Consider the following 25,789-nt stretch of genomic DNA (forward strand, 5'->3'; position numbering starts at 1 on the left):
AAGAGTCGCAATGAATGGACGTATGCAGCTCGATCTGGATCTGAACGAGTTTAACCTGCTCACTGATGATGAAGCGAACTTGTTAACCCGAGTCAATCAGACAGACAAACCGTATCGCAACAAAGTGACAATCGCTGAACTGATCGCCCGGCAAGCGGAAAAAACGCCTGATAGAGTCGCTGTGGTAGAGGCGGATCGAGAAAGAACTTACGCAGAACTACACGCGGAAGCAAACCAGTTAGCCCGTATCTTGAAAGATGCGGGTGTAGTTCCTTCGCAACTCGTAGGAATTCTCGCAGACAGGAGTTCCCGTATGGTAGCGGCAGTTCTCGCAATCCTCCAAGCAGGTGGGGGATACGTCCCGGTTGATCCGCATTATCCCCGAGCTAGAATTCGGTATCTTTTGCAGGATAGTCGTTGCAAGGTGCTTGTAACAGAATCCATGTATCTGGATGAGATCATTCCGGATCTACCTGACAGCATCGAAACGATCATTTGTTTGGACGAGACTTCCTTCCATCACGATGGATACAAGGTCTATACAGCGCTCGATATTCGCCGCCAAAAGGATGAGGCGATAGCCCCGGCGGGTTCAGAGGATGATGTTGCTTATGTCATCTACACATCTGGTTCGACCGGTGCGCCAAAGGGCGTCATGATTACGCACAAACAGGTCTTGAATACATTGTTTTGGCTGGAGGAGACTTTTCCGCTTAGCGAGACAGACGTGGTTGCCCAAAAAACCTCGATTTCTTTTACGGACTCGGTGTGGGAATTGTTTTGGCCGCTGATGGTTGGATCAAAGCTGTCGATTTTGAAAGAGGAAGACGGGAAAGATCCGGGAGCGTTGTATGACTGGCTGCGAGAGCAGCGCATTACAGTCACCCAGTTCGTTCCAGCGATGATGAATGTGTTTCTGGCTCATGTGCATTCTCGCAATGAACCAGATCCGTTGCCCCATTTGAAGTGGGTATTTAATGGAGGAGAAGCACTGACAGCCAATTTGGTTCGCGAATGGAATCGTCTGTTCCGTATCGCGCGAATCGCCAATATATACGGGATGACGGAATCAGCGATATACGCTTCCGTCTATCTTTGCACAGAACAGCCCGCTGAAGAAACACTCAGAATCCCTATTGGTGTTCCCATTGCCAATACGCATATGTTCATCCTTGGTCAGACGGGGGAAATTTGTCCCCCAGATGTCAAGGGCGAGATTTGCATCGGAGGAATTGGCATCACCGACGGATATTTGGGCAAGCCTGAGTTGACCGAGAAAGCTTTTACGTATCATCCCATTACCGGCGAGCGACTTTACCGTACTGGAGATGTCGGATTGCTCAGTGAAACGGGCGTATTTGAATATCTGGGTCGGATGGACGATCAGGTTCAAGTGCGCGGCTATCGTGTGGAACTGAAAGAAGTTGAACGCGCCGTCCTTCAGCATCCTGCTGTGAATCAGGTAGCTGTATTGGCTATGACCGATCAGATGGGTTTGACCGAACTGGCTTGCTACTATGTGGTGCAAAAGGACGGTGTTCAGCCGGATGGGCTTCGTGCGCACCTGCTGGAGTGGCTACCCGGTTATATGATCCCGAGTTACTTTATGGAGCTGTCCGAGATGCCGCTAACCCCGCATGGAAAGATCGACCGAAAAGCTTTGCCTGCTGTAAAGCCTAGCGTCAGTAGTGATTACGTGCCTCCGGCAAATCCTATCGAACAAAAGCTGGTTGAGTTGTGGGCGGATGTCTTACAGATTCCATCGCCAGGTGTGCTTGATCACTTTGTTGGACAGGGAGGGCATTCGCTGAAGGCCATTCAGCTTTTATCCAGAATGGAAAGTGAGTTTCAAGTGAAGCTTTCGATGCGCGACCTGTTTGATGCTCCGACGATTCGAGGCTTGGCGAGTCGGATCACAGGCAGCCTCCAAGAGATGGAGCAAAAACCGATCGTCGTGCTCTCTGATCAGGAATATTACCCTGTCACGCGTGCGCAAGAGCGGCTTTACCTGTTGTGGCAGTTGGAAGAAGATGCTACCAGCTATCATACACCGGGAGTTATGCGGATGACCGGTTCCCTTGATTCAGGGCGTCTCCAAGACGTTGCAGATCAACTCGTCGCACGACATGAGGCGCTGCGCACCTCGTTTCATCTGATGGAAGGACAGGTGAAACAAAAAGTACACAGTGATCTGTCTGTACAGATTGAGACATGGAAAGCAGACGAGGAAGCTGTGGAAAAGACAATCGAACGCTTTTTCCGGCCTTTCGATTTAAAGCAAGCTCCTTTGCTTCGTATCGGCCTCATTGAGATTTCATCAGAGGAGCATCTGTTGATTTTCGACATGCACCATATCATTTCAGATGGCATATCCAAGTCCATCTTGCTTGAGGAGTTTTGTAACCTCTACCAAGGACAGGTTTTGCCGGAATTGTCGGTACAGGCCAAGGAATTCGCTTGGTGGCAAAGAGAACAAGCTGCTGAGAGCAGTTGGGCCGAGCATGAAGCCTACTGGTTGGATGCATTTTCCGGGCAGCTGCAACCGTTGGCAATCCCGACGGATTTTCCTCGCCCACAAAATATGACATTTGATGGAGACGAGTTGCTGACTGAGCTGTCTGAAGAATGGCTGGAAAAACTCGACACGTTCACCCGTCAGAGTTCTACGACGCTGTACATGCTTCTTTTGGCCGTCTATTCTGTTTTGTTATCCAAATACAGCAATCAGGAAGACATCGTCATCGGCTGCGACATGGATGGTAGACAGCGTGCGGAGTTTGCCCCTGTTGTAGGAATGTTTGTTAATACCTTGGCCTTGCGGAACTGGCCGAAGAAAGAATTGACCGTCCAAGAGTATATCGAACAGGTACGCCAAAACGTGCTAAACGGTTTTGAGCATGGAGACTATCCATTCGACCAACTCGTAAGCCAGATTCAATTGCCTCGCGATCCAGCAAGGAACCCGTTGTTTGACGCCATGCTGACCCTGCATCATGCAGCGGAGCAGCAAAAAGTCCGTCTCGATCAAATCGAGTTTGCTCCCTACGAATTCAGACGCAAAGCTGCCATGCTCGATCTGGCTTTGGAAGTAGTTAAGGCTGAAGATCACATACGCATGCACTGGCAATATAACACGAACTTGTATCACAGAAGAACAATCGAGAAGATGGCTCAAGACTTTGTCATTCTTCTGGAGCAAATGGTAGGCCACCCGAACCGAACTATCGGACAACTTCAGATCGGTCATGGAGTAGTACAAGTAGCACAGGGACAAGTGGACGACGATGACTTTGCTTTTTAAGAAATACATGACGGACAGAAAAGAGGGATTGGCTTGTCAACGATAACGGCACAAAACATCTTGCTGGCCAGTGGGCAGTTTGATCGCGAAAAAGACTATTGGATGGAGAACCTCTCGAGAGAGTTTCATTCACTCGACCTTCCAACAGACTCTCGGGCCTCGTTTCAGCGTCAGTCTGAGCTTCGTGAGCTGACCATCGTGTTTCCGGACGAGCTGAGCAAGGCGCTGATTCATTTGAGCAATGGCTCGGATCAGCGTTTGTTCATGGCTTTGCTGAGTGGATTTTGCATCTTGTTGTCCAAATATACGGGACATCAGGACTTATGCGTTGGAACGGCTATCTTTCGTCAATCAGAGCCGGGTGAGTTTTTGAACAAGGTACTGCCCTTGCGTCATCAGGTGCTCCCGGAATGGAGCATCAAGGAGTTGCTGCAAGAAGTTCGGCAGACCTTAAAGGCCGCTGTGGAACATCAGAACTACCCAATCTTGCGGTTGATTGAGGAACTGCAAGTTCCGCAGCAGGGGAACAGCACACCGTTTTTTGAGGCGACTTGCTTGTTAGACGTCCTTCATGATCAGAACAGCTTGGAACAGGTATCGAGCGAGTTGCAGCTCCTCTTTTCTAAAAAGGAAAACTCGCTCGAATTACTCGTGCGTTACGTGGGGCAAAGATACCAACTCCCCATGATGGAACGGATGATGGAGCATTTGGTCCGTATCTATCAGGTTATCGTAACGCAACCGGATCAGAAGATCGCAGAGATAGCGTGCTTATCTGAGGAAGAGATTCGGGAGTTAGTTCTTTCATTCAACGACAACCGGGTTGATTTTCCGCGCGATCAGAGCTTTGATCGCCTCTTTGAGGAGCAGGTAAAAAAGACTCCTCATCGCAAAGCGGTGACAGACGGAAAAGCAACCTTAACCTATCAGGAATTAAACGAGCGCTCCAATCGACTCGCGCGCTATTTTATCCAGCAAGGATTGCGACCTGGCACGAAAATCGGTATCTATATGAAGCGTAACGCGGATACGCTTGTTGCGATTCTTGCAGTGTTCAAGGCGGGAGGAGCCTACGTACCGATTGATCCAGACTATCCGCAGCATCGGATCTTGTACATCGTGCAGAAGAGCGAGATTGCAGGGTTAATCACTCAGCCTGACTTGCTAGATGGATTGGAGTCGATTCAAGCATCCTCACCTGAACTGAAGTATCTCTATGTCTTTGGTCAATCCGATCAATCGGTTGAGTCGCTTTCGGGAGAGGACATCGATCGGGAGAGTGCGGGAACAGACTTGGCGTACATCATCTTCACATCGGGCACGACTGGACAACCGAAAGGCGTAATGGTGCACCACCGTGGAATGATTAACCACATTTTCGCTAAAATCAACGACCTATCCCTCTGCGAGGACGATCTTGTCGCACAAACGGCTTCCCTTTGCTTCGATATTTCTGTTTGGCAATATCTATCTATTTTGCTGGTGGGTGGCTCTGTGTTGGTGGTCGATACCGAGACGGTTATGGATACGCAGGCCCTTCATAACGTACTCCGTTCCAATCGCGTCACCATCGCGGAAGTGGTGCCATCTCTGCTATCTGTGCTGCTTGATCTCGCTCAAGAATGGCCCGACTCCGATCGCAGCTTCCCTGATCTGCGATGGATGGCAGTAACAGGAGAGGAGTTGCCTGCCCCTCTGGTACGGCGCTGGTTTGGCTGCTATTCGGAAATTCCATTGGTGAATATGTACGGGCCAACGGAAGCATCCGATGATATTACGCACCACATTATCCGGGAAATGCCTAGCGATCAGCAGATAGTGGTTCCCATCGGCATACCGATTCAGAACACTCATATTTACATACTCGATCAAAATCAGTGTATCTGCCCACGAGGCGTAAAAGGAGAAATATGTGTGGCCGGCCCGGGCGTTGGTTACGGCTACTACAAAGATGAGGAACGGACGCAAAAAGTTTTTGTAGCAAATCCGTATGCCAGCTGGGTAGAAGACCCTGATTATCAAGCCCTCTATCGAACGGGTGATGTAGGCCGGATCACGGAGGCCGGATATATTGAGTACTTCGGAAGAATGGATAATCAAGTCAAGATTCGGGGTTACCGAATCGAATTAAGTGAGATTGAACAGGTAATGCGCAGACATCCTGCGGTCAAGGATGCGGTTGTCTTGGCGCTTTCAGAGGAAACGGGTGCAAAGTACTTATGTGCCTATGTCGTTCCCCTGGAGGGATTTTCTGCACGAGATATGCGTGATTATCTGTTTACTGTGCTTCCGGAATACATGGTGCCGATGCACTATGTAAAACAAAACGTATTGCCACTTACCCCGAACGGAAAAGTGGACAGAGGGGCTTTACCGAAGCCTGGCATACAGGATCGGGTCGACACATCTATTTTTGTGTCAGCTACAACCGAAACGGAAAAAGCTCTCACCCACATCTGGGCTCAAGTGCTGCAGCTCGATCCAAAAACAATCAGCGCTCGGGACAATTTCTTCGCTCTAGGGGGGCACTCGTTAAAAATCAACGCGGTGGCTGCGCAGGTTGCACAGCAATTTGGCGTACAGCTTCCACTGCGAACCATGTTTAATCACCCAACGATTCAAGAGCTTGGCAAGGTGATTGATGGGGCAGACAAGACGATAATGAAAAGACGATTCCCAGTCGAAGCCAGATCGTACTATCCGGTTACGCCTGCCCAGCGCAAGTTCTTTATTCTTCAGCAGTTGAATCCGACTGACACAAGCCTTCATATTACGGCTGCCCGTTTCGTCGAGGGTGATTTGAGTCGTGAGAAAGTAGAACATGTTTTTCAAGGATTGATTGACCGCCATGAATCTCTTCGTACCTCGTTTGATTATATAGATGGGCAAGTAGTTCAATTTGTACATGATTCGCCGGCCTTCCGTTTGGAAGTGAGCGAAGCAAGTGCAGAGCAGTTGGATGCCAGCCTGGCAACATTCGTACGGCCATTCGACTTGCGTCAAGCGCCCTTGTTGCGTGCAGGACTAATCAGGATTGCACCGGAAAAGCATCTCTTGTTGTTCGACATGCACCATATCGTTTCAGACGGTGTATCCATGGATATTCTCGTGGAAGACTTTGTTCGTCTCTATGCAGGCGTGACACTTCCTGCATTGGAAGTTCAGCAAAAAGAGTTTGCTGTTTGGCAGGAATCTGCACTTGAGTCAGGGGAGCTTCAAGCTGGCTATTGGGCAGACCTGTTTTCCAGCCCGGCACCACTTCTATCGATTCCGACTGATTACGAAAGGCCAGAATCTCTTACGTTTCCTGGTGCGACGATTGAGTTCGAGATATCGGCAGAGGAGACGCAGCGGTTGCAGGAGCTGGCAACGCAGGAACAGGCGACACTTTACATGGTGCTGTTGTCGGTTTACAACATGTTGCTTGCAAAATACAGCGGCCAAGAGGATGTCGTTGTCGGAACTCCAGTAGCTGGCCGCAAATTTGCAGAGTTCGATGAAGTGATTGGGATGTTTATCAACACCATTCCCCTACGCAATTATCCAAAAGGCGCGAAAACCTATCGCGAGTTTCTTGCGGAGGTCCGTGAGCATACGCTAGCCTCTTTTGAACAGGCGGATTACCCGATTGATCTGTTTGTTCAGACTCTTGGCATTGAACCAAATACAGGTCGTCAGCCCCTTTTTGATACGATCTTCGTCCTGCAAAACATGGACAATCCGGAAGGGGAACTGGAGCTTGAGGACATGATCGTCAAAAACTATCCACTGCAAAACAACACGGCAAAACTTGACCTTCATCTGTCGGCTTACCCTGTTTTTGACAGACTTACATGTAAGCTGGATTACCGCAGTGACCTGTTCCGAAGAGAAACGATGGAGCAGTTTGTGAGTGACTTCAAAAGCTTGTTGCAGCAGGTGATGGAAGATCCCCAGCGCCTCCTGCAAGACTTTGAATTGACCCGTGAGGTAGCCCTTATTCAAGCACAGGGCGTCGATTGGGATTTTGAATTTTAGAGCAAGCGGTGAGTAAGAGGGGGAGGGCATATGGAGACTACTATTTCGCAAAACATTCTGCTAACCAGTCGGAAATTTAGCCGGGAGGAGCAGTACTGGCAAGAGAAGTTACAGGGGGAGTGGACGCTCTCCCTCCTTCCAACCGAAGGGACGGAGAAGGAAGGCGATGGGGAGAAGGAGACAAAAGAAATATCTTTTGTCTTTCCAGATGATTTGAACGCTGCCGTTGCGGCTCATTGCGATCATCATCCGATGAAGCTCTACCTGTTCCTTCTGTCGACGTTTCAAATCATGCTGAATCGGTATAAGCAGACAGACGACATGATCATTCTCACGCCCGTCTTTCAGAATCCGCTTCCCCCTAATGCTTGGAATCGGGTGCTGCCGCTGCGTGTACGGATGCATCAAGAAGCTACTTTTGCAGAAGTGGCGAAAGAGGGTAAGCAGCTGGTCAAAGAGGCAATGGAGCATCAGAACTATCCGTTTTCGCAAATGATGCAATGGCTTGATCTATCCGACACCGATCTGATGACACTGCTGGATACAGCTTTCGTACTAGAAAACATGCAAGATATTGCTGCTTTAGAAGGTCTGACCCTGCAAGTGGTATTTGCATGCAAGCAAACAGAAGATGGAATTACCGGACGCGTACGGTATGCGGGAGAGCAGTTCCAAGAGGCTGTCGTCGAACGAATGATCAGTCATTATTTACAAATTCTTCGTGAAGTGGTCGTCGATCCCAAACGGCTAGTTCACACAATCGATATGTTGACGGAAGCAGAGCGGACTGATTTGTTGTATACCCGCAATCAAACGGACGTTCCTCATTCTGCTCCAAAGCCGATCCATCAACTGATCGAGGAACAAGCAGCGCGTACTCCTCATCTAACAGCGGCTGTGTTTGGCAACAAAACCCTTACCTACGCTCAACTTAATGGGAAAGCCAATTGCCTTGCGCGTATGTTGAAGGCCAGCGGTATTGGAAGAGGAAGCTATGTTCCCGTCTTGATGAATCGTAGCTTGAATTTGGTCATTTCCCTTCTAGCTGTGATGAAAACGGGTGCGGCATTTGTTCCGCTAGACGTGCAAAGTCCGAACGAACGGAAAAAGCAGCTACTGGATGAATTGGATTGTCCGGTGACGCTGATCGGACCAGAAATACGTCAGGAACCGTCATTCGTGCAATGGACACGTGCTGTAATCGTCGATGCGGATGATATCAAGGAAGAAGGTGACTTGCAGGTCCAGGTAGATGTGGACGACCCGATCTATGTGATTTATACATCTGGTTCCACCGGCAAACCAAAAGGAGCTGTTGTTCCTCATATCGGTATTTTCAATCGGTTTCGCTGGATGGATGAACATTACGGTTGTACAGAACAAGACGCCATATTCCAGACGACTCCCCATCACTACGACAGTTCGGTCTGGCAACTTTTCTGGCCGCTCTTGCATGGTGGCCGTACGGTATTGCCGATTCCTGAATTCGAGATGACGCTCGATCAAGTGTTGCACGCTATTTCAACCTATCAGATTACGATTACGGACTTTGTGCCGTCGGTCTTTAATCTGCTGGTAGATCAAATGGAAACACGGATGGACATACACGATTCACTTTCTTCGATTCGCCACCTGATCTTGGGGGGAGAGGAAATTACGGCTCACACCGTGCATCTGTTTCTTCAGCGGTTTCCCCACGTTCGTATCACGAATCTGTATGGTCCGACGGAGACGTCTATCGGTGTCATCTACTTTGAGATCGACCATACCCATCAGGGACCGATACCGATCGGAAAGCCGATAGCCAATACGAAAATTCTGTTGCTGGATTCAAATCGAAAACTAGTTCCGGCTGGGCATCAAGGGGAGATTTATATAACTGGCTTGTGCTTGGGGCACGGTTACTTGCACGATCCTGAGAAAACTGCAGCCAGCTTTGTTGACAACCCTTATCCGGAAATTGGTTATCAAAAGCTTTACCGGACAGGCGACCTTGGGCGCTATCTGCCGAATGGCAATATCAAGTTCTGCGGTCGCATCGATCATCAAGTAAAAGTACGCGGGCACCGAATTGAGCTGGGCGAGATTGATGAGGTTCTATTGTCCCACCCGCTAGTAAAAGAGTGTGCCGTGCTATTTCAAGAAGAGAAGGCTCGATTGTGCGCGTACTACGTATCGAATGCTCAGGAATTGACCGCAAGTAACTTGCGTGGTTATCTCAGCGAACGGCTTCCCGATCACATGATCCCTTCCTTTTTTGTCAGCATTGAAAAAATGCCTTTGACAGCAGGGGGCAAGATCAATCGCAAGCTACTGCCTGAAGTGGATGAACAACAGGCGTCCGATGCTGAATACGTAGCCCCGCGAAACGAGAAGGAAGAACAGCTGGTTACCATCTGGAAAGAAATCTTGGGAATCGAAAAAGTGGGGGTACACGACAGCTTTTTCCAGTTGGGAGGGAATTCCCTGCTGTTGCTTAAAATGCATGCGCAAATTGTAAAACAAGTGGACAGCGAGATTAGCGTCGCTCATTTGTTTTCCTACTATACGATTGCCATGTTTGTGGATTTTCTCGAACAAAGAAAACAGGATCAGTTTGCATCTATGGAAGATCAAAGCGATGATGACGAATCCCTTCTGGAATTGCTGAGGGAGGTCAAGGAGGGAGTTCTCTCCGTAGACAAGGGTGCCGAACTGATCGACAAAAGGAAGGGGAATTAGGATGAGTTTGCTAAAAAAATACATCTTGGAGCAAGTGGCAGCTCATCGACTGCAAGAGAAGGAAGCACTCCCTTTGCTGAAGGAACTGTCCTCTGCCAACGTAAATACACGCCAAGATATCGCGATCATCGGTATGGCTTGTCGTTTTCCCGGAGCCAGCAGCCTCGAAGAATACTGGAACAATTTGAAGCAGGGACACGATTCAATCGGTGATATTCCTACTGCAAGGCGTCCAGATGTCGAGAGGGTAGCGAGAGAATTTTTTAACGACACAGATTTTAAGTATGAGCGGATGGGTTATCTCGATCACGTGGATTTATTTGACCATGCGTTTTTCGAGATATCACCTGCAGAGGCTCGAACCATGGACCCTTATCAGCGGATGTTTCTCGAGTTGGCATGGGAAACATTTGAACATGCCGGGTATAGCGAGAAGATGATCAGCGGTTCTCCTACAGGCGTATTTCTGGGATATTGTGACAATGAATCACAATACCAGCGTGTGCTGAAAAACGTTGATTCGTCCTCGCTTGCTGGCAACGTTGCAGCAATTATCGCTTCACGAATTTCCTATTTGCTGAATCTGTCAGGTCCGAGCCAACTGATTAATACATCTTGCTCTTCCTCCTTGGTCGCTCTGCACCAAGCATGTCAGGCCATTGGAAACAACGATTGTCGAATGGCTCTCGTAGGCGGAGTTAACCTTTCCCTGTTTCCGATTCAACAAGATACAGACTTTGGCATCGTTTCTGTAGAACGCAAAACCAAGGCATTTGATGACTTTGCTGATGGAACAGTATGGGGAGAAGGTCTTGGCGCTGTTCTTTTGAAGTCATACGATCAAGCAGTCAAGGACAACGATTATATCCATGCGGTGATCAAAAGCACTGCGGTCAATTGTGATGGTCGTTCTACCAGTATTACAGCGCCCAATGCGATTTCTCAGTCTGCTTTGTTGCGAACAACGTGGGAGAGAGCGCGAATCAATCCAGAGAGCATCTCCTATATTGAGGCACATGGGACGGGGACAAGATTAGGCGACCCTGTTGAAATTGAGGGGATCATGCATGCCTTTCAGAAAGTTTCAAAACGTAAGCAATTTTGCGCAATAGGCTCGGTCAAAAGTAATATCGGGCACACGATTGCGGCATCAGGTGTGGCTGGGATCATTAAGACGGTTCTGATGATGAAGCATCGTCAGATTCCGCCAACGCTGCATGTAAAACGGCCGAATACCTTAATTCCTTTTATCGATTCGCCTGTTTATATAAATGATGTCCTTAAGGATTGGGATGTTGAGGCGGACCAACCTGTGAGGAGAGCTGGCGTAAGTGCATTCGGCCTGAGCGGGACAAACGCCCACGTCATCTTGGAAGAGCCTCCTGGGCGCGAGGAGACAGCCGTTTCAGAATCTGGCGACTACCTCATTACGTTATCTGCCAAAACAAGTGAGTCGCTCTGGGATATGCTCGAGAAATACCAAGCATTTTTATCAGGGCCTTCTGAGCATTCCCTACTTGATATGTGCGCTACTGCCAATGTTGGGCGCGGACACTATGGGTATCGCCTTGCCTTCATTGTCAACAGCAAAGAGGACTTTTTGCAGAAGGTCCATCGCCTGTGCACGGCAGAACGGACGGAGGACGGTGCTCCGTTTGTTGATGGGAACCAGGTGTTCTACGGGGTACTGAATTCACGTGGGGAAAGTTCATTGCCGATCAGCGTGCAAATAGACAGCTCAGACCCAGTAGAAATGGCAAAACAGTACGTACGAGGGGTGCCTATCAATTGGCTTGAATACTACCGTCCTGTCAAATGGAAAAAGGTACCTTTGCCAACCTATTCCTTTGCCAAAACCCGTCACTGGGTGCAATCGGATCAACCAACTAACGACACGGTTGAGCGGTCCGCTGCTGTAGCATCTGAGGCGGCTCATGAGAACGAGACAGCTGATGTTCATAAAATTGCTTCTACCTTCTTTACTTTTGGGGAAACGCTACTGAATCAGGTGAATGTCAAAAAGCAAACGGGTTTGGAAGAGGATGAGACTTTTTATTCCGGCTTGTCATCGCTTGAATGCTTCAAGCAACTAGGTGTGTTCCGCAAGCAGGATCAAACGTATACGCTGGGAAAATTGCGTGAAGCTGTAAGGTTTGATGGAAGAAATGAACACCTCTTCCAATTCATGCTTGAACTTGTCGTTAAGGCCTCTCTGGTTGAACACGTTGAAGGAACATACCGTCTATCTGCACAGGCAGAGGGTCTTGATACGGAAGCGTTTTATCAGGATTGTCTGGATCGCTATCCGAATGAGCGAGATACGTTCTCTCAATTGAAAGCTTGTTTTGCCCAATACGCAACCATCATGACGGGGCAGAACGTACTCGTGTCGAACGACGGTACTTCTGACTTATATAAGTCGTATGCGGATCGCATTACTCTTGGAAACCCTTCTGGACTGATGGCAGTGGAAACAATTGCCCAATACATCCATTCGTTTGACCGTCCTGTTCGCATTCTGGAGCTCGGAGGCGGTTCCAGCAGTCTGACTCGCTTATTGCTGCCAAAGATTGAGAAACAAGATGTCACCTATCTGTTTACGGATTGTGCGCAATCGTCTCTCGCAGAGGCAGAAAAAGAGTTCCAAGAAGTGTACCCGTTTGCGCAGTTCCGCCTGTTCAACATGGAGCAGTCCCCAGCCGAACAAGGCTTCGATTTACACGCATACGATGTGATCATCGCAAATAACGCGATTCACAGGGCCAGGGATGTGCGGGCATCCTTATCGATTTTGCATCAGTTGCTTGCAGAGCAAGGTGTGCTGTTTGCGATCGAGCTCGTGAAAAATCGTTCAACGGCAAATGTGATCGGGGGGCTTGCCGAAGACTGGTGGCAGTACGAAGACACCGATCTGCGACAGCAAGCCAGACTGATGGATGCCTCACGTTGGGAAAAGGCGCTTCGGGATACGAACTATCAATCGATTGCCATTTATCCGTCGTCAACAGAGCTGCTTGATTTGTCTGATTCGGCGTTATTGGTCGGACACTCAGCGTATACGCCACAAGAGTATCGAGAGTGGCTCTACCAGATCAATTGGCAAACGAAAGAGCTGACAACCAACCATCAGACCCAGCGTCCAGGGATCTGGTTAGTGTTTCAAGATAAAGGAAGTGTAGGAGAAACGCTGGCTGACGCGATGTCATCGGAAGGACATGAAGTGTTCAGACTTCGCAGCGGTGAGGCTTTTGCCTCCGTTTCTTCCCACGAGTTTATCCTAGATCCCAGCCAGCCAGAAGATCTGCGGCGTGTGTTCGAGAGACTTGGAGACAAAATGGAAAAGCTGACTGGGATTATCCATTTATGGAGCTTGACCTCAGGTGCCCAGCAGCCGAATGGCCTCGGACAGCTTGAAGCTCTTGAGTCAGCGCAACATCTGGGAGTTTACAGTCTGTTTCATTTGACACAAGCGTTGCTTGAGCTGGATCTGAAGCAGGTGCTTGATTTACGGATTGTCTCGAACTACGCACAAGCAGTAGATGACAACGGTCCTGTTTATCCAGAAAAAGCGCCCTTGTTCGGTCTGGCCAAGGTTATCTCGCAGGAAAATCCAAAACTGCAGTGCTTTAGCCTGGATCTCGCAACAGAGGGGCGTTCAACATCGCAGTTAGCAGGCCAGCTTCTAGCGGAAATTCGCTGCAATCGGGATGACACATTGGTTGCCTATAGAGGAAATCGCATCGTACCAGAAATGAATCGCTGCGATATCGATAAAATTCCGAAAAGGCCCGTAGAGATACGTGAAAATGGTGTGTACTTGATCGCCGGAGGGACAGGAAAACTGGGTCTGGCATTTAGTAAGCATCTAGCCGCTCAAAAAAATGTGACGCTTGTGCTGATTAATCGTTCTCCACTTCCACCTAACCACGAGTGGCAAGAACGTTTACAGCATCCAGACTGCAGTGCTTCTGAGGCTCGAAAGCTAAGAGCGCTGATTGAGCTAGAGGAAATGGGAGCGCAGGTAGTCTGCTATGCAGCCGACGTGTCCGACCGTCAGCAGATGGAGGATATTTCGGAGCAAGTCCGAGCACGCTATGGACCGATTAACGGCATTATCCAATCCGCGGCGCATATCACCTTCGAGACGATTCAGACGAAGACGTTTTCCGATTTTCAAAATGGCTTGAAAGCGAAGATGGCGGGCACAGTCATACTCGATCAAATAGCTGAATCAGAGCATCTGGATTTCTTTGTGATCTTCTCATCACTTGCTTCGATTTGGGGTGGAGCGACCGGAAGTGACTATGTCTCGTCCAACTGCTTCCTGGATGCGTATAGTGCAGCTCGCAGTCGAACGGGAAAACCGACGATAGCTTTGAACTGGTACGCGTTTGAAGGCATAACAGGTCCTGGTTTTATCGGTTACATGCCAATAGATGGAGCGATACAAGCCTTTCATGCATCGCTGTCTTGCCAAACGGAGCACCTGATCATTGGACAATTTGATTTGCAAGTGCTGAAGGAATGGGCACCGTCTCTGAAAGTAAAGCTCGGAGACACGATCTTTGCAAGCGTGAAAACTCACAAAGAACGCGAAGCACCACCCGCAGTGACCATGCAAAACCGTGTTGCTTTGTCTGGCAGGGAGGAAGGCGATCCCTACACTTCGTTGGAACAAGCCTTAGGTCAGATTTGGTCCGAAGTGCTGGGTTACACCGAATTAAGCATCGACGACGACTTTTTCAGGCTGGGTGGCGATTCTCTTTTGGCAATTGGTATCGTTTCCCGTGTCACCAAGCAGTTGCAAAAAGAGATTACGATCACTGATCTGTTTCAGACACCGACAATCCGTCAATTGGCTGTGTTGATGGCTCCGAATGAAGAAACAACTGTGTCCGCGATTCCTGTAGCAGAGCATCGTGAAGCTTACCCCGCCACCTCGTCTCAGCAGAGAATTTATGTGCTGGAACAAATGCAGGAAGGGGCAGTTGCCTACAACATCCCAACAGTCATGATGCTTGAAGGAGAACTGGACAGAGAGGCTTTCGAACGTGCATTTGTCTCGCTGGTGCAGCGTCATGAGTCATTGCGCACCTCATTTTCCATCGTGGATGGAGTTTTGATGCAAACCGTTCAGCCGAGCGTAGAGTTTACGCTGGCGTATAGTGAAGTCGATGAGAACGAGGCCAAGAGAACGGTCGAACAATTCATTCAACCATTCGATTTGTCAAAAGCGCCGCTTGTTCGCGGTATGCTCATTCGCGTTGATGTCAACAAACACTTGTTGCTGTTTGACATGCATCACATTATTTCCGACGGTGTGTCCATCAACATTTTGATCCGCGAGTTCTTCCAGTTGTATCAGGGACTAGAGTTGCCCGAGCTGCGGATTCAATATAAAGACTACAGTGTGTGGCAAGCAGAGCAGCTGGGCAATGGGGTATTGGCCGCTCAGGAGAAATTCTGGCTAAAAGAGCTGGATGGAGAAGTCCCTGTGCTTAATCTGCCTACGGACCACCCTCGACCGTCCGTTCAGAGCTTCGAGGGAGATGTCCTGACCTTTGAGATTCCTCAAGAGATGACAGAGAAGATATTGGCACTGGCAAAAAACAATGGTTCAACCTTGTACATGACGCTACTGGGAGCACTCACCATTATGCTGTCGAAATACGCTGGCGAAGAAGACATTATCATTGGATCGCCAGTGGCTGGCCGTCATCATGCAGACCTGGAAAACATCGTGGGTGTCTTTCTGAACACACTGGCGATGAGAAACTTCCCGCGAAGCGATCGAACCGTGGCCGATTTCCTTCAGGAAGTAAAAGAACGGGCACTGGCGGCGCTCTCTCATGCCGACTATCCGTTCGAAATGCTGGTGGATCGACTGACGCTGCCAAAAGATACGGCGCGCAACCCGCTGTTTGATGTGATGTTCATTTTGCAAAATACCGGCGACGCGAAGGGAAGCATGAGTGCAAATGGGCTGACACTCTCTCCTTATCCATTTGAACAGCGTTCTGCCCAGTTTGATCTGACCTTTGACATCATTGAGCGAGAACAGCGCCTGATTGTCGATATCGAATACAGCAACAAGCTGTTCAGCAAAGAGACGATCACGGCGATGTCCACACACTTCCAGAAGATTCTGGAGCAGATGGTGGAAGATCCTGAACGGTTGATCGGCAAGATGTCCATGCTGGCAGCAGAAGAACGCTTGCTGCTGGTTGAGCAATGGAATGACACGAGTTTGGAATACTCTCGTGAAAAAACAGTCGTCCAGCTCTTTGAAGAAGTAGCGGCAACACAGCCGAACGCGTTAGCTGTAACATGCGGAGAAGAGAAAGTCACCTATTCGGACTTAAATCAGCGAGCAAACCAAGTAGCTCGTTTGATCAAGCAACACGGCGTCACTGCTGATACTTGCGTGGGCCTTCTGACGAATCGTTCTGTGGATATGATGGTTGGACTCTTGGCGATCTTGAAGGCAGGGGCTGCGTTTGTTCCGATTGATCCGCACTACCCAGAAGAGCGTATCTCCTATGTTTTGGAAAACAGCATGACTCGCCTCGTCTTAACCCATGATTCTCTGGCAGAGAAGCAGTGGGGAAGTGTTGTCCGACTGGACGTAAACGATTCCCGGATGGAGACGGAAGACGACTCAAATCTTCCGCCACAGGCTACAACTGGCGATCTCGCTTATGTCATTTACACATCGGGTTCTACTGGCAAGCCTAAAGGCGTTATGGTTGAGCACGGCAATTTGATGAGCTTCTGTTCGGGAATCGGGAAACACATCGACTTTACCAGCGCAGACAAAATGCTGGCTGTGACGACGATTTCGTTTGATATTTTTCTGCTTGAAACGATTGTACCGCTGACGAAAGGGATGACAGTGGTCATTGCAACCGAACAGCAGCAAGCTGATCCGCAGGTGCTTAAGGAGTTGATTTTGCAGGAAGAAATCACTTTCCTTCAACTGACTCCATCCCGTCTACAGCTCATGCTGGAAGAGAAGAGCAACTTGCACGCACTTGACTGCCTGAAAGCAATCCTGATTGGGGGAGAAGCCCTTTCAGCGTCTTTGTTCCAACGGCTTCGTACACAGACCAAGGCGAGACTTTACAATCTGTACGGTCCGACTGAAACAACCATTTGGTCTACGGTTCAGGACTTGACTGACGCAGAGGAAGTAACGATTGGCGAACCTTTGCCCAATACACAAGTCTACATCCTCGATGAGCATCTGCAAGTGCAGCCGATGAAGATCACTGGCGATCTTTACATTGCAGGGGATGCAGTAACGAGAGGCTACTTCGGTCAGCCGACGCTGACGGCTGAGCGCTATATCCCTCATCCATTTAAACCTGGTCAACGCATGTACAAAACAGGTGATCTCGCAAGATGGCTGCCGGATGGGCGTATTGAATATGTGGGACGATCCGACTTTCAGTGCAAAGTACGCGGTTATCGGATCGAATTGGGGGAAATTGAAAGTGCCCTTTGTCAGCATCCGGATATTACGGAAGCGGTGGTCAGTGTGCGAGATACCGCCAGCAATCCTTACCTGTCTGCGTACTATATGGCAAAGCAAACGTTGGACAGTGATGAATTGCGAGCCATGCTGAGCAAAAGCTTACCCGATTACATGATTCCGCATTTCTATACGCATATGAGTATATGGCCGCTGACGCCAAACGGAAAACTGGATCGCAAATCATTGCCAGAGCCTGATGCGCTGCAAGACAAGCACACCGAATATCAAGCCCCGGCTACCAGACTGGAAGAACAGGTGGCTGACATTTGGCGGGGAGTGCTTAAACGTGAAATGGTGGGTATGCAGGATAACTTTTTCCAAATAGGCGGTACTTCGCTTTTACTGGTGCAAGTTCATGCCAAGCTTGAACAGCTTTACCCAGGACGGGTTCGAATTGCCGATTTGTTCGCTCATCCTACGCTGTTTGGCCTAACCAACTTTTTGAAGAACACCGCTTTAGATGTAACAGATGAACAAGAGGAAACCGATACGACCACTTATTGGTTGAAGGAGCTAGATCGTGTCTCGCTGATAGAGTTGCCACCTCAGTATTGGACTAATGGAGAAGCGAGTGTGGACACAAACTGGGTCCAATTCTCACTTACTGGTGATCTGTTTGAAAATGTGCAGCAAGTAAGTCAAATGGAGGCAGTTGAGGTTAGAGACGTTCTGCTTTCGATGTATCTATACCTCATGGCCGAATTGACAGGACAGCAGGATCTTTATATGGAAGTGGCTGTCGCCAAGGAACTGCAGATGAAGGCTTATCCATTCCGGGTGAACATGTCGGAGGTCAACACCTTCTTCGATCTATTCAAACAGGTGCAGCAGAAACGACATTTCATCGAGAAAATGACGGGGGAGGCCTCGTTGTGGCTCCAAAAATTGCGAACGGATCGCAACGGCGGAACCATTATTCCATTCTTCGGCAGTGTCCATGAGTTTACCGATGCATCGTTCACACACCATGAACATGAGCTTACCTTCTGGATCAAGGAAGGAAAAGACGTGATTGATATCGTGTGTGCATTCGACCCGGATTGCCTGCGGGCAGAAAAAGTCACGGAGATGACGCAGGATTACCAGCAATTGCTCAGGATGCTAGTGAATGAATACATGACGTAGAGAAGGGTGATCAAAAATGGACAAAATCGCACTTTTATTCCCGGGACAAGGTTCGCAATATGTTGGAATGGGCCAAGCATTATGTGAGGCCCATCCCATTGCGGCTCGCACCTTTGAAGAAGCAAGTGATGCGCTTGGATTTAACCTGCAAACCCTTTGTTTTGCAGGGGATGTACAAGAACTGACCAAAACAGAGCACGCACAGCCAGCAATCCTGACGGCAAGTGTCGCAGCCTTCCGCGTTTATTCACAGGAAATGAACATCGAACCGAAGTGGGTGGCTGGTCACAGTCTGGGCGAGTTTACGGCCCTGACTTGTGCCGGTGCCATCCAGTTTGCAGATGCCGTCCGCCTTGTCTATCGCCGAGGTCAGTTCATGCAGGCGGCCACGCCGCAGGGTGTCGGAGCCATGTCAGCAATCTTCGGGTTGAATGCTCAACTTGTCGAGGAGATTTGTCGGGAACATTCTCGTGACGATGCAATCGTTGTGGTCGCCAACCATAACTCCGCTGATCAGATCGTCATCTCCGGTCATGCACATGCGGTGCGGCAAGTAGAAGAAGCGTGCAAGCAGCATGGCTCGACTTCGGTTGTCAGCCTTAAGGTGAGTGCGCCTTTCCATTCGCCACTCATGGTGCAAGCCGCCGAACAATTACATGAAGAACTGAAGCGATACACGTACTGCGATCCCAAATGGCCTGTGATTTCCAATGTGACTGCACAACCTTATGTCCATGCTAATCAACTGGTCGATTTACTCACAGCCCAGACAACCAGCCCAGTTCGCTGGCAATCGGCGATGGATTACTTGGTAAAACAGGGAGCGAATACGGTAATTGAGCTCGGTCCGAAAAATGTACTGACAAATTTGGCCAAAGGATATCCCGTTCGTGCCTTTGCTTTTGACAAGCAGGGGGAGATCAATCGTTATCAGCAAGAGCTTCAGGATGCCAAAAAGCGTAATCAAGCAGCGATTGCCCAACTGGTCGATTCTTGCATTGCGATTGCCGTTTGCACCAAAAACCGCGGTCTCGATGAAGAAGTGTACCAGCAAGGAGTAATCGCTCCCTATCAAGCGCTACAACAACTGAGGCAACAGCTGGAACAAGAAGAAAAAGAGGGGGGCTATGGGGATGTACAGGAAGCTTTTTCTCTGCTTCGTCTGATCTTGCAAACAAAAAAAGCTCCTGACGCGGAACAAGCCATGCGCTTTGAACAGCTGACCAGCAAACCGGACTTGCAACAGCGATTTCCTGAGATCGGCAACGAATGGCAAGCAAGCTAAGCCGAATCAGGGAGCAGAGGACCCAAGGAGGAAGAACGCAGTGAGCAAGCCATTAGGACTGAACCGAGTCAAACTGAATAAACAGCAGACGGATGCTCATTCAACAGACAGCAAACCCAATCAACACGATATTGCGGTGATTGGTGCTGCTTGCCGATTCGGAAGCGCAGAAAACCCGGCAGACTTTTGGCGTCTGTTGCAAGCTGGTCAAGATTGTGTGAGAGAGCTTCCCAAAGAGCGCCAGAACGATTTGATTCCATTGTTACTCGCCAAAGGGTTGACGATGGAGCAAATTCAATTTCGAGAAGCAGCCTACCTGAATGAAATTGATAAATTCGATCCGCAATTCTTCGGTCTTTCTCCTAAGGAAGCCAGCCAGATGGACCCGAACCAGCGCTTATTTCTGCTGACATGCTGGGAGGCGATTGAGGACGCCGGATATGGTGGAACGATGCTCGCAGGCAGTCGTACGGGAGTATATCTGGGGTTTAGCAGTGATTTTGGTGAAGAGTATAGACGAATGATTCGCGAACTGGAACCAGATGCGCTGTCCACCTCAATCATTGGCAATATGAAATCGGTGATCGCTTCTCGCATCTCCTACCTGTTGGATCTCAAAGGTCCAAGCATGCTTGTGGATACGTCCTGCTCCTCGTCTCTGATGGCTGTTCATCTGGCATGCCAAGCGATTCGTCGAGGAGAATGTGAGATGGCGCTGGCCGGTGGTGTCAAGCTCATCTTGCTGTCCTTACAAGATGGAAGCAATGATTTGGGAATATTATCGCAATCTGGGCGTACTCGACCGTTTGACAATGATTCAGACGGTACGGGTGTCGGTGAAGGCGTTGGCGCTGTTTTGCTGAAACCGTTGACAAAGGCTCTTGCAGACGGGGATTCGATTTATGCCGTAATCAAGGGAAGTGCCGCCAATCAAGACGGCCATTCTTTCGGGCTAACGGCGCCAAATTCAATGGCACAAGCCGAAGTGATTCAGCAGGCATGGAAAGATGCGCAGATTGATCCCGAAACGCTTTCCTATATTGAGGTACACAGCATAGGAACCAAGCTTGGTGATCCTATGGAGATGGACGGGCTTGAGAGAGCGTTTCGCCCATACACAAACCGTCGCCAATTTTGCGGGATAGGCTCCGTAAAGACGAACATCGGTCACACCGATCACGTAGCGGGTATGGCTGGTCTTTTCAAGGTGATCCTGTCTCTTAAACAAAAGCAGATACCTCCGCATTTGCACTTTCAGCGCGCGAATCGGATGATTCCTTTTGAACAATCTCCCATTTACATCCATGACACATTGACAGAGTGGGAACCAGAGAAAAGCGTGCGACGGGCTGGAATCAGTTCGTTTGGGATGAGTGGAACCAATGTTCACCTCGTCGTAGAGGAAGCACCATTCGTACAGCCTCCCAAGCAAGACGAAGGATTTCAGGCTATCGCTTTATCCGCTAAAAGCAAGGAGAGCTTGCTCAACCTGTTGCTCCGTTTTCAGAAGTGGACCAGCAAGCCTATGGAGGAACTGCCGACATTGGAAAGTCTTAGCTTTACGGCAAATACGGGCCGTAGTCACTACGGCTACCGTTTGCTGCTTATTTGCAGGGACATGGATGATTTTGCCGCAAAAATCTCCAAGTTGTGCGCGAGCGACTGGACAACACTTTCCGAACCAGATATTTTCTTTGGTTGGCACAAGGTTATCTCACAGGAAAAAGCCGATAGAGAGCCCGGGATACTGACTGAGGCAGAACAACAAGCGAGGAATAAGGCGGCTAATGCACTTTTGCAAAAGCTTTTATTGGCACAAAGCAAAGAGCTGTCTGATCTGAAAGAGCTCGGCGAATTGTATGTGAGCGGGGCAGATGTACGCTGGACTGTCATGTATACGTTTAAAAAGCCGCGCCGTGTACACCTCCCTGTCTATCCGTTTGAGCGGAAGCGTTGTTGGCTGGACATCTCTTCTCTTCATTCTCCTGACAAGGATGCCGGGAGAGAAAAAGGCAATGTTGCACCGCAAAAATCTAGAGAAGCGAAGCTGCCAAACGTGGTGATACGTGGGAGAAAACATGATACCTACAGCATATTAGAGCAAGAGCTGGCTCACATTTGGGGATATGTTCTGGGGCTTGAAGAAGTAGATATCCATGACAATTTTTACGATCTGGGCGGGGACTCGATCATCGCGATTAAAATGATCAGCGAAATCTCAAAGCGGATGAACCGAGAAGTAGAAGTACAAGACCTGCTTACCCATTTGACGATTTCCGATTTTGCTGCCTATCTTGATGCGGCTGGGCATGAAGTTGAACAGGTTGCGAAAGACGAGGCAGCTGCTACTGCAGTCCAAGCTGTTCAACAACGAAGCACAAATTCATTGCATGGTACGCAAATCAAACGCAGCTCGTATGCCGATGTCAGTCATTTGTCCTGGCGTCAATGGAATTGTTATGATCGCGGTCTCGCTTTATTAATGGAGGAGCAGGATGCCCATCTGATACCGTATTTCAAGCTTTTTCTTGGGTTGAAGCGCGGCTATCAGCTAGATGCTGAGGGGTACCCCTATTCGTATCGGGAGCATGCGGAGGTTATGGGATATTTGTCAGATGAGGAGATGCTATACAAATTTGGCTATCGGGTCAAGCTCGTGCCGGTCGCTCGTCTGGATGAATTGCATGAGTCGATCATTCACCAGTTGGATCAAGGCAAGCCAGTAATGGTTGCGTTTGACGAGTATTACACCTTTTACACGCCGCAATACCAGAAGGAGCATACCGATCATCTCACCGTCATCACTGGTTATGACCATGACAAGCAGGTTTATACGATCATCAATCACAATCATTTGACTCGCGGGCAAGCTCAACGAATCCAGTACGATAAATTTTCCACAACGTACCAAACGCTTGAGGAGATTTATGCAAATGTAGAGCCGCATTCCCGGCTGATCATGGTGCTCGATCGGGTTACAGATGACGAAGCAATCTTGCGTGCCAGCGCGGAACAGGAGTTGCTGCGTTTACTAAAAGCGGTCGAGAGTAAACAGCAAGTTGGCCGTGAGCTTGCGCTGTTGCTGTCGCTTACGGAGCAGCCAGACACCTATTTTCATGAAGAAAACCTAAACGAGCTCTACGTTCAATTAGGCGGGAAAGAACTGTGGATAGAAACATTATTGGACTGGTACATTCCACAGGCGGATCAGTCTATACGCGAACTGGCAGAGGAGATTTTGCAGACATCCAACAACGTGGTGAATCGCTATGCCCTTAGCTTATACAAAGAAAAAATGTTGAAGCGATCCGATATAGAAGCTTCTGCCGATAAGTTGAGGTCACTCACTGGTCAATTTCTGCAACGAGTATTTGCCTTGCGAGAACGTGATGCGGATATCCGATAGTCGCATGTGTATACCATTACGATAGACAGGAAGGAGAGTGCTCATGTCACTCACCGAGATTCAACCGAGCAAGCATCCGAACCTGGATTGCATCGGCGCTTCTATCTACACGGTTCTGAAATACCTGAACTTTTCCGCCTTGGAAACAGCTTGGAAGCAGTGCGGTGCCATCTATCTGAAAACGCACGATGCTCCTTATGGAGATGTAAACGGTCAATACATGAGAACAGTCGCTGAGCTTACGTGGATTCACAATATCCGCGTGGAAGGGCAGGCCGAACCGGAAGACGACCTGTTTTTGGCAAATATTCAAGAGCAATTGGAACGGGGGGTGCCGACAATCGTCCTCTGCAATATGGCAGAACTTCCGTACAACCCTTATTATCAGGACCTGCCTGAAATGCATAGCATCATTGTCACAGGAAGAGAAGGCAACCAGCTTCTGATCGTCGATGATTACTACCGCTACAAAGGTCTGTTGCCCATTGAGCAATTTTTATTGGCGAGCAACTCTTCCTATCGCGATGCAGGTACAGGCGAATGGTATCCACTCCACAATCGTTCATTTGAATTGGTACTTTCAGATTCCCAGCATCCGACGCCCGATCAGTTGCTAGAAGCTGTCAGGAGTAATCTCAGCGTACTAGAGGGGCGTTGCGATACAAGTCAAATCAAGCGGGAGTTGGATGTACCTGACGATGTCAACGTCGAGATAGGGCTGAAATCCCTTGATCCTTTTCTCAAAGACGTAGAGGCTTTTCTTGTTAGTGGAGTGGAGATTACAGACGATCATCTCGATATCCTTAACCACAGTTTGATCAGCATGGCGCAAACACGAGCGATGTATGCCAACGTCCTGAAGGCGATCAGTGAGAAGTACGAAAACTTTGCAGATCTTGCCGAGTTGTATCGCAATATCGGACATCAATGGAAAATTACGACCAATATGATTCTTAAGGCTTTTGACAGTAATCGGAGTGACATGGTTCATCGCGTTCTGCAAAAAGTCATGACCATAAAAGCCCAGGAATTTGAGGCGGTCGCCAAAACAAGAGAAATACTGGAACGGGTTGGCGTTGTTGTGTAAGCATCTACCACTTGGAGGGACTCCTATGGAAAGGGAAAACGAAGTATACGAGACGCTCCTACAGTTGTTTTCTGAGTACGTGAACGAAAGCGGAGAACTTACGGAGTACATTGATTCATTGACCTTTATCAAGTCGGTCGTAAAGGTTGAAAAAGAGTTTGGCATTGAATTCGATGATGACATGCTCCATTTGGAAAACTTTCAAGATATGAAAACGTTGGCCGGTTACATCCAGCAAAAAATGGATGCAAAATCTGCCTGATCCAAGGGCCAAAATATATTCGGTCGATCGGAAAAAGACGGGAAAAATCGGGAGTGAGGGCTCAATATGCTAACGAAAATGATGGCCATAAGTCACATGATTGGCAATACGCCTTTAATCAAACTGGAGCATGAGCACATCAATCTGTCGTGCAAGCTGGAATACAACAACCTCATGGGAAGTGTAAAAGTGAGGCCGGCCTTTTACATTTTACAGGAGGCGATCAAAAGAGGAGAGATCACGCAGGAAACTACCGTAATCGAGTCTTCTTCGGGAAATTTTGCTATCGCTTTGGCGACTTTGTGCAAGCGAATCGGAATTAAATTTATTCCAGTCATTGATCCAAACATCAATCCCGTCTATGAGAATTTACTCAGGGTAATTTCCCATGAGGTCGTAAAAGTAACGGATCGAGACGAGACAGGAGGATTTCTCCTAACGCGTATTCAAACGGTCAATCGCCTGCTGAACGAGACGAATAACTCGTTTTGGACCAACCAATACGGAAATCCGGACAGCGCTCGATCCCATTACTTCGGACTGGGAGCCGAGATCGCAGACAGCTTCGAGACATTGGACTATGCGTTTATCGGCGTTAGCTCTGGCGGCACGATTACTGGAATTTCGCAGCGATTGAAAGAACGATTTCCAGACATAAAAATCATTGCAGTCGATACGGTAGGATCGGTGATTTTTGGACAAGAACCACAAAAACGATACATCCCGGGAATTGGATCGAGCATGCGGCCTGACATACTCAAGCACGCGATTATTGATGAAGTCGTTCATGTTTCGGAGGAGGACACAGTCAAGGCTTGCTATCAGCTGTATGCTGAGCATGGCATTTTTGCTGGAGGATCTTCCGGGACTTCCTACTGGGCGGTTGAAAACTATTTCAAAGATCAAAAGCATGTAGTCAAGCCAAACGTTGTCTTTTTATGCCCAGACGGTGGTATGCCATATGTCAATACCGTATACAACCAGGAATGGGTTCAGTGGTTGCACCAGCAAAAGCATTCTTTCGTTGGCAATTAAGAAGTCTTCAATCAAA

The 25,789-nt window shown here is 48.8% G+C and carries 9 protein-coding genes; all 9 read left to right on the forward strand.

The features are described from left to right. Positions 1–10: 10 nt before the first annotated feature. The 9 genes from edeL to sbnA all read left to right on the forward strand — a co-directional run bounded on the left by edeL (position 11) and on the right by sbnA (position 25,773). Positions 11–3,301 (forward strand): edeine non-ribosomal peptide synthetase EdeL, encoded by a 3,291-nt coding sequence (edeL, locus tag FB479_RS04415; protein ID WP_142062727.1) that lies wholly within the window; start codon positions 11–13, stop codon positions 3,299–3,301. A 33-nt stretch (positions 3,302–3,334) separates the two neighbouring features. Then, positions 3,335–7,318, forward strand: a complete 3,984-nt coding sequence (edeK, locus tag FB479_RS04420; RefSeq protein ID WP_142062730.1) for an edeine non-ribosomal peptide synthetase EdeK — start codon at positions 3,335–3,337, stop codon at positions 7,316–7,318. Between the two features lie 30 nt (positions 7,319–7,348). Further along, positions 7,349–10,039, forward strand: coding sequence for an edeine non-ribosomal peptide synthetase EdeJ (edeJ, locus tag FB479_RS04425; RefSeq protein ID WP_142062733.1), 2,691 nt, complete (start codon positions 7,349–7,351; stop codon positions 10,037–10,039). A 1-nt stretch (position 10,040) separates the two neighbouring features. Next, positions 10,041–18,698 carry an edeine biosynthesis hybrid PKS-NRPS EdeI gene (gene edeI, locus FB479_RS04430; RefSeq protein WP_142062735.1) on the forward strand — a complete coding sequence of 2,886 codons (8,658 nt, stop codon included), beginning with the start codon at positions 10,041–10,043 and terminating at the stop codon, positions 18,696–18,698. A 16-nt stretch (positions 18,699–18,714) separates the two neighbouring features. Next, positions 18,715–19,983, forward strand: coding sequence for an ACP S-malonyltransferase (fabD, locus tag FB479_RS04435; protein WP_142062739.1), 1,269 nt, complete (start codon positions 18,715–18,717; stop codon positions 19,981–19,983). A 40-nt stretch (positions 19,984–20,023) separates the two neighbouring features. Next, the gene (gene edeG, locus FB479_RS04440; protein ID WP_142062742.1) at positions 20,024–23,389 is read left to right on the forward strand and encodes an edeine polyketide synthase EdeG; all 3,366 of its coding nucleotides are present in this window, start codon (positions 20,024–20,026) and stop codon (positions 23,387–23,389) included. Positions 23,390–23,432: 43 nt separating this feature from the next. After that, the gene (locus FB479_RS04445; RefSeq protein WP_142062746.1) at positions 23,433–24,476 is read left to right on the forward strand and encodes a BtrH N-terminal domain-containing protein; all 1,044 of its coding nucleotides are present in this window, start codon (positions 23,433–23,435) and stop codon (positions 24,474–24,476) included. A gap of 25 nt (positions 24,477–24,501) precedes the next feature. Then, complete coding sequence (locus FB479_RS04450) at positions 24,502–24,738, forward strand: acyl carrier protein (protein WP_142062751.1); 237 nt, start codon at positions 24,502–24,504, stop codon at positions 24,736–24,738. Between the two features lie 66 nt (positions 24,739–24,804). After that, positions 24,805–25,773, forward strand: coding sequence for a 2,3-diaminopropionate biosynthesis protein SbnA (gene sbnA, locus FB479_RS04455; protein WP_106656425.1), 969 nt, complete (start codon positions 24,805–24,807; stop codon positions 25,771–25,773). The last annotated feature ends 16 nt before the right edge of the window (positions 25,774–25,789 follow it).

This window comes from Brevibacillus sp. AG162 (assembly GCF_006715575.1).
GTDB lineage: Bacteria > Bacillota > Bacilli > Brevibacillales > Brevibacillaceae > Brevibacillus > Brevibacillus brevis.

What these genes read in the sequence shown, in the direction of transcription:
- fabD (WP_142062739.1), top strand. Translation starts at nt 18,715, where the DNA reads ATGGACAAAATCGCACTTTTATTCCCGGGACAAGGTTCGCAATATGTT.
- FB479_RS04450 (WP_142062751.1), top strand. Translation starts at nt 24,502, where the DNA reads ATGGAAAGGGAAAACGAAGTATACGAGACGCTCCTACAGTTGTTTTCT.
- edeI (WP_142062735.1), top strand. Translation starts at nt 10,041, where the DNA reads ATGAGTTTGCTAAAAAAATACATCTTGGAGCAAGTGGCAGCTCATCGA.
- FB479_RS04445 (WP_142062746.1), top strand. Translation starts at nt 23,433, where the DNA reads ATGTCACTCACCGAGATTCAACCGAGCAAGCATCCGAACCTGGATTGC.
- sbnA (WP_106656425.1), top strand. Translation starts at nt 24,805, where the DNA reads ATGCTAACGAAAATGATGGCCATAAGTCACATGATTGGCAATACGCCT.
- edeL (WP_142062727.1), top strand. Translation starts at nt 11, where the DNA reads ATGAATGGACGTATGCAGCTCGATCTGGATCTGAACGAGTTTAACCTG.
- edeJ (WP_142062733.1), top strand. Translation starts at nt 7,349, where the DNA reads ATGGAGACTACTATTTCGCAAAACATTCTGCTAACCAGTCGGAAATTT.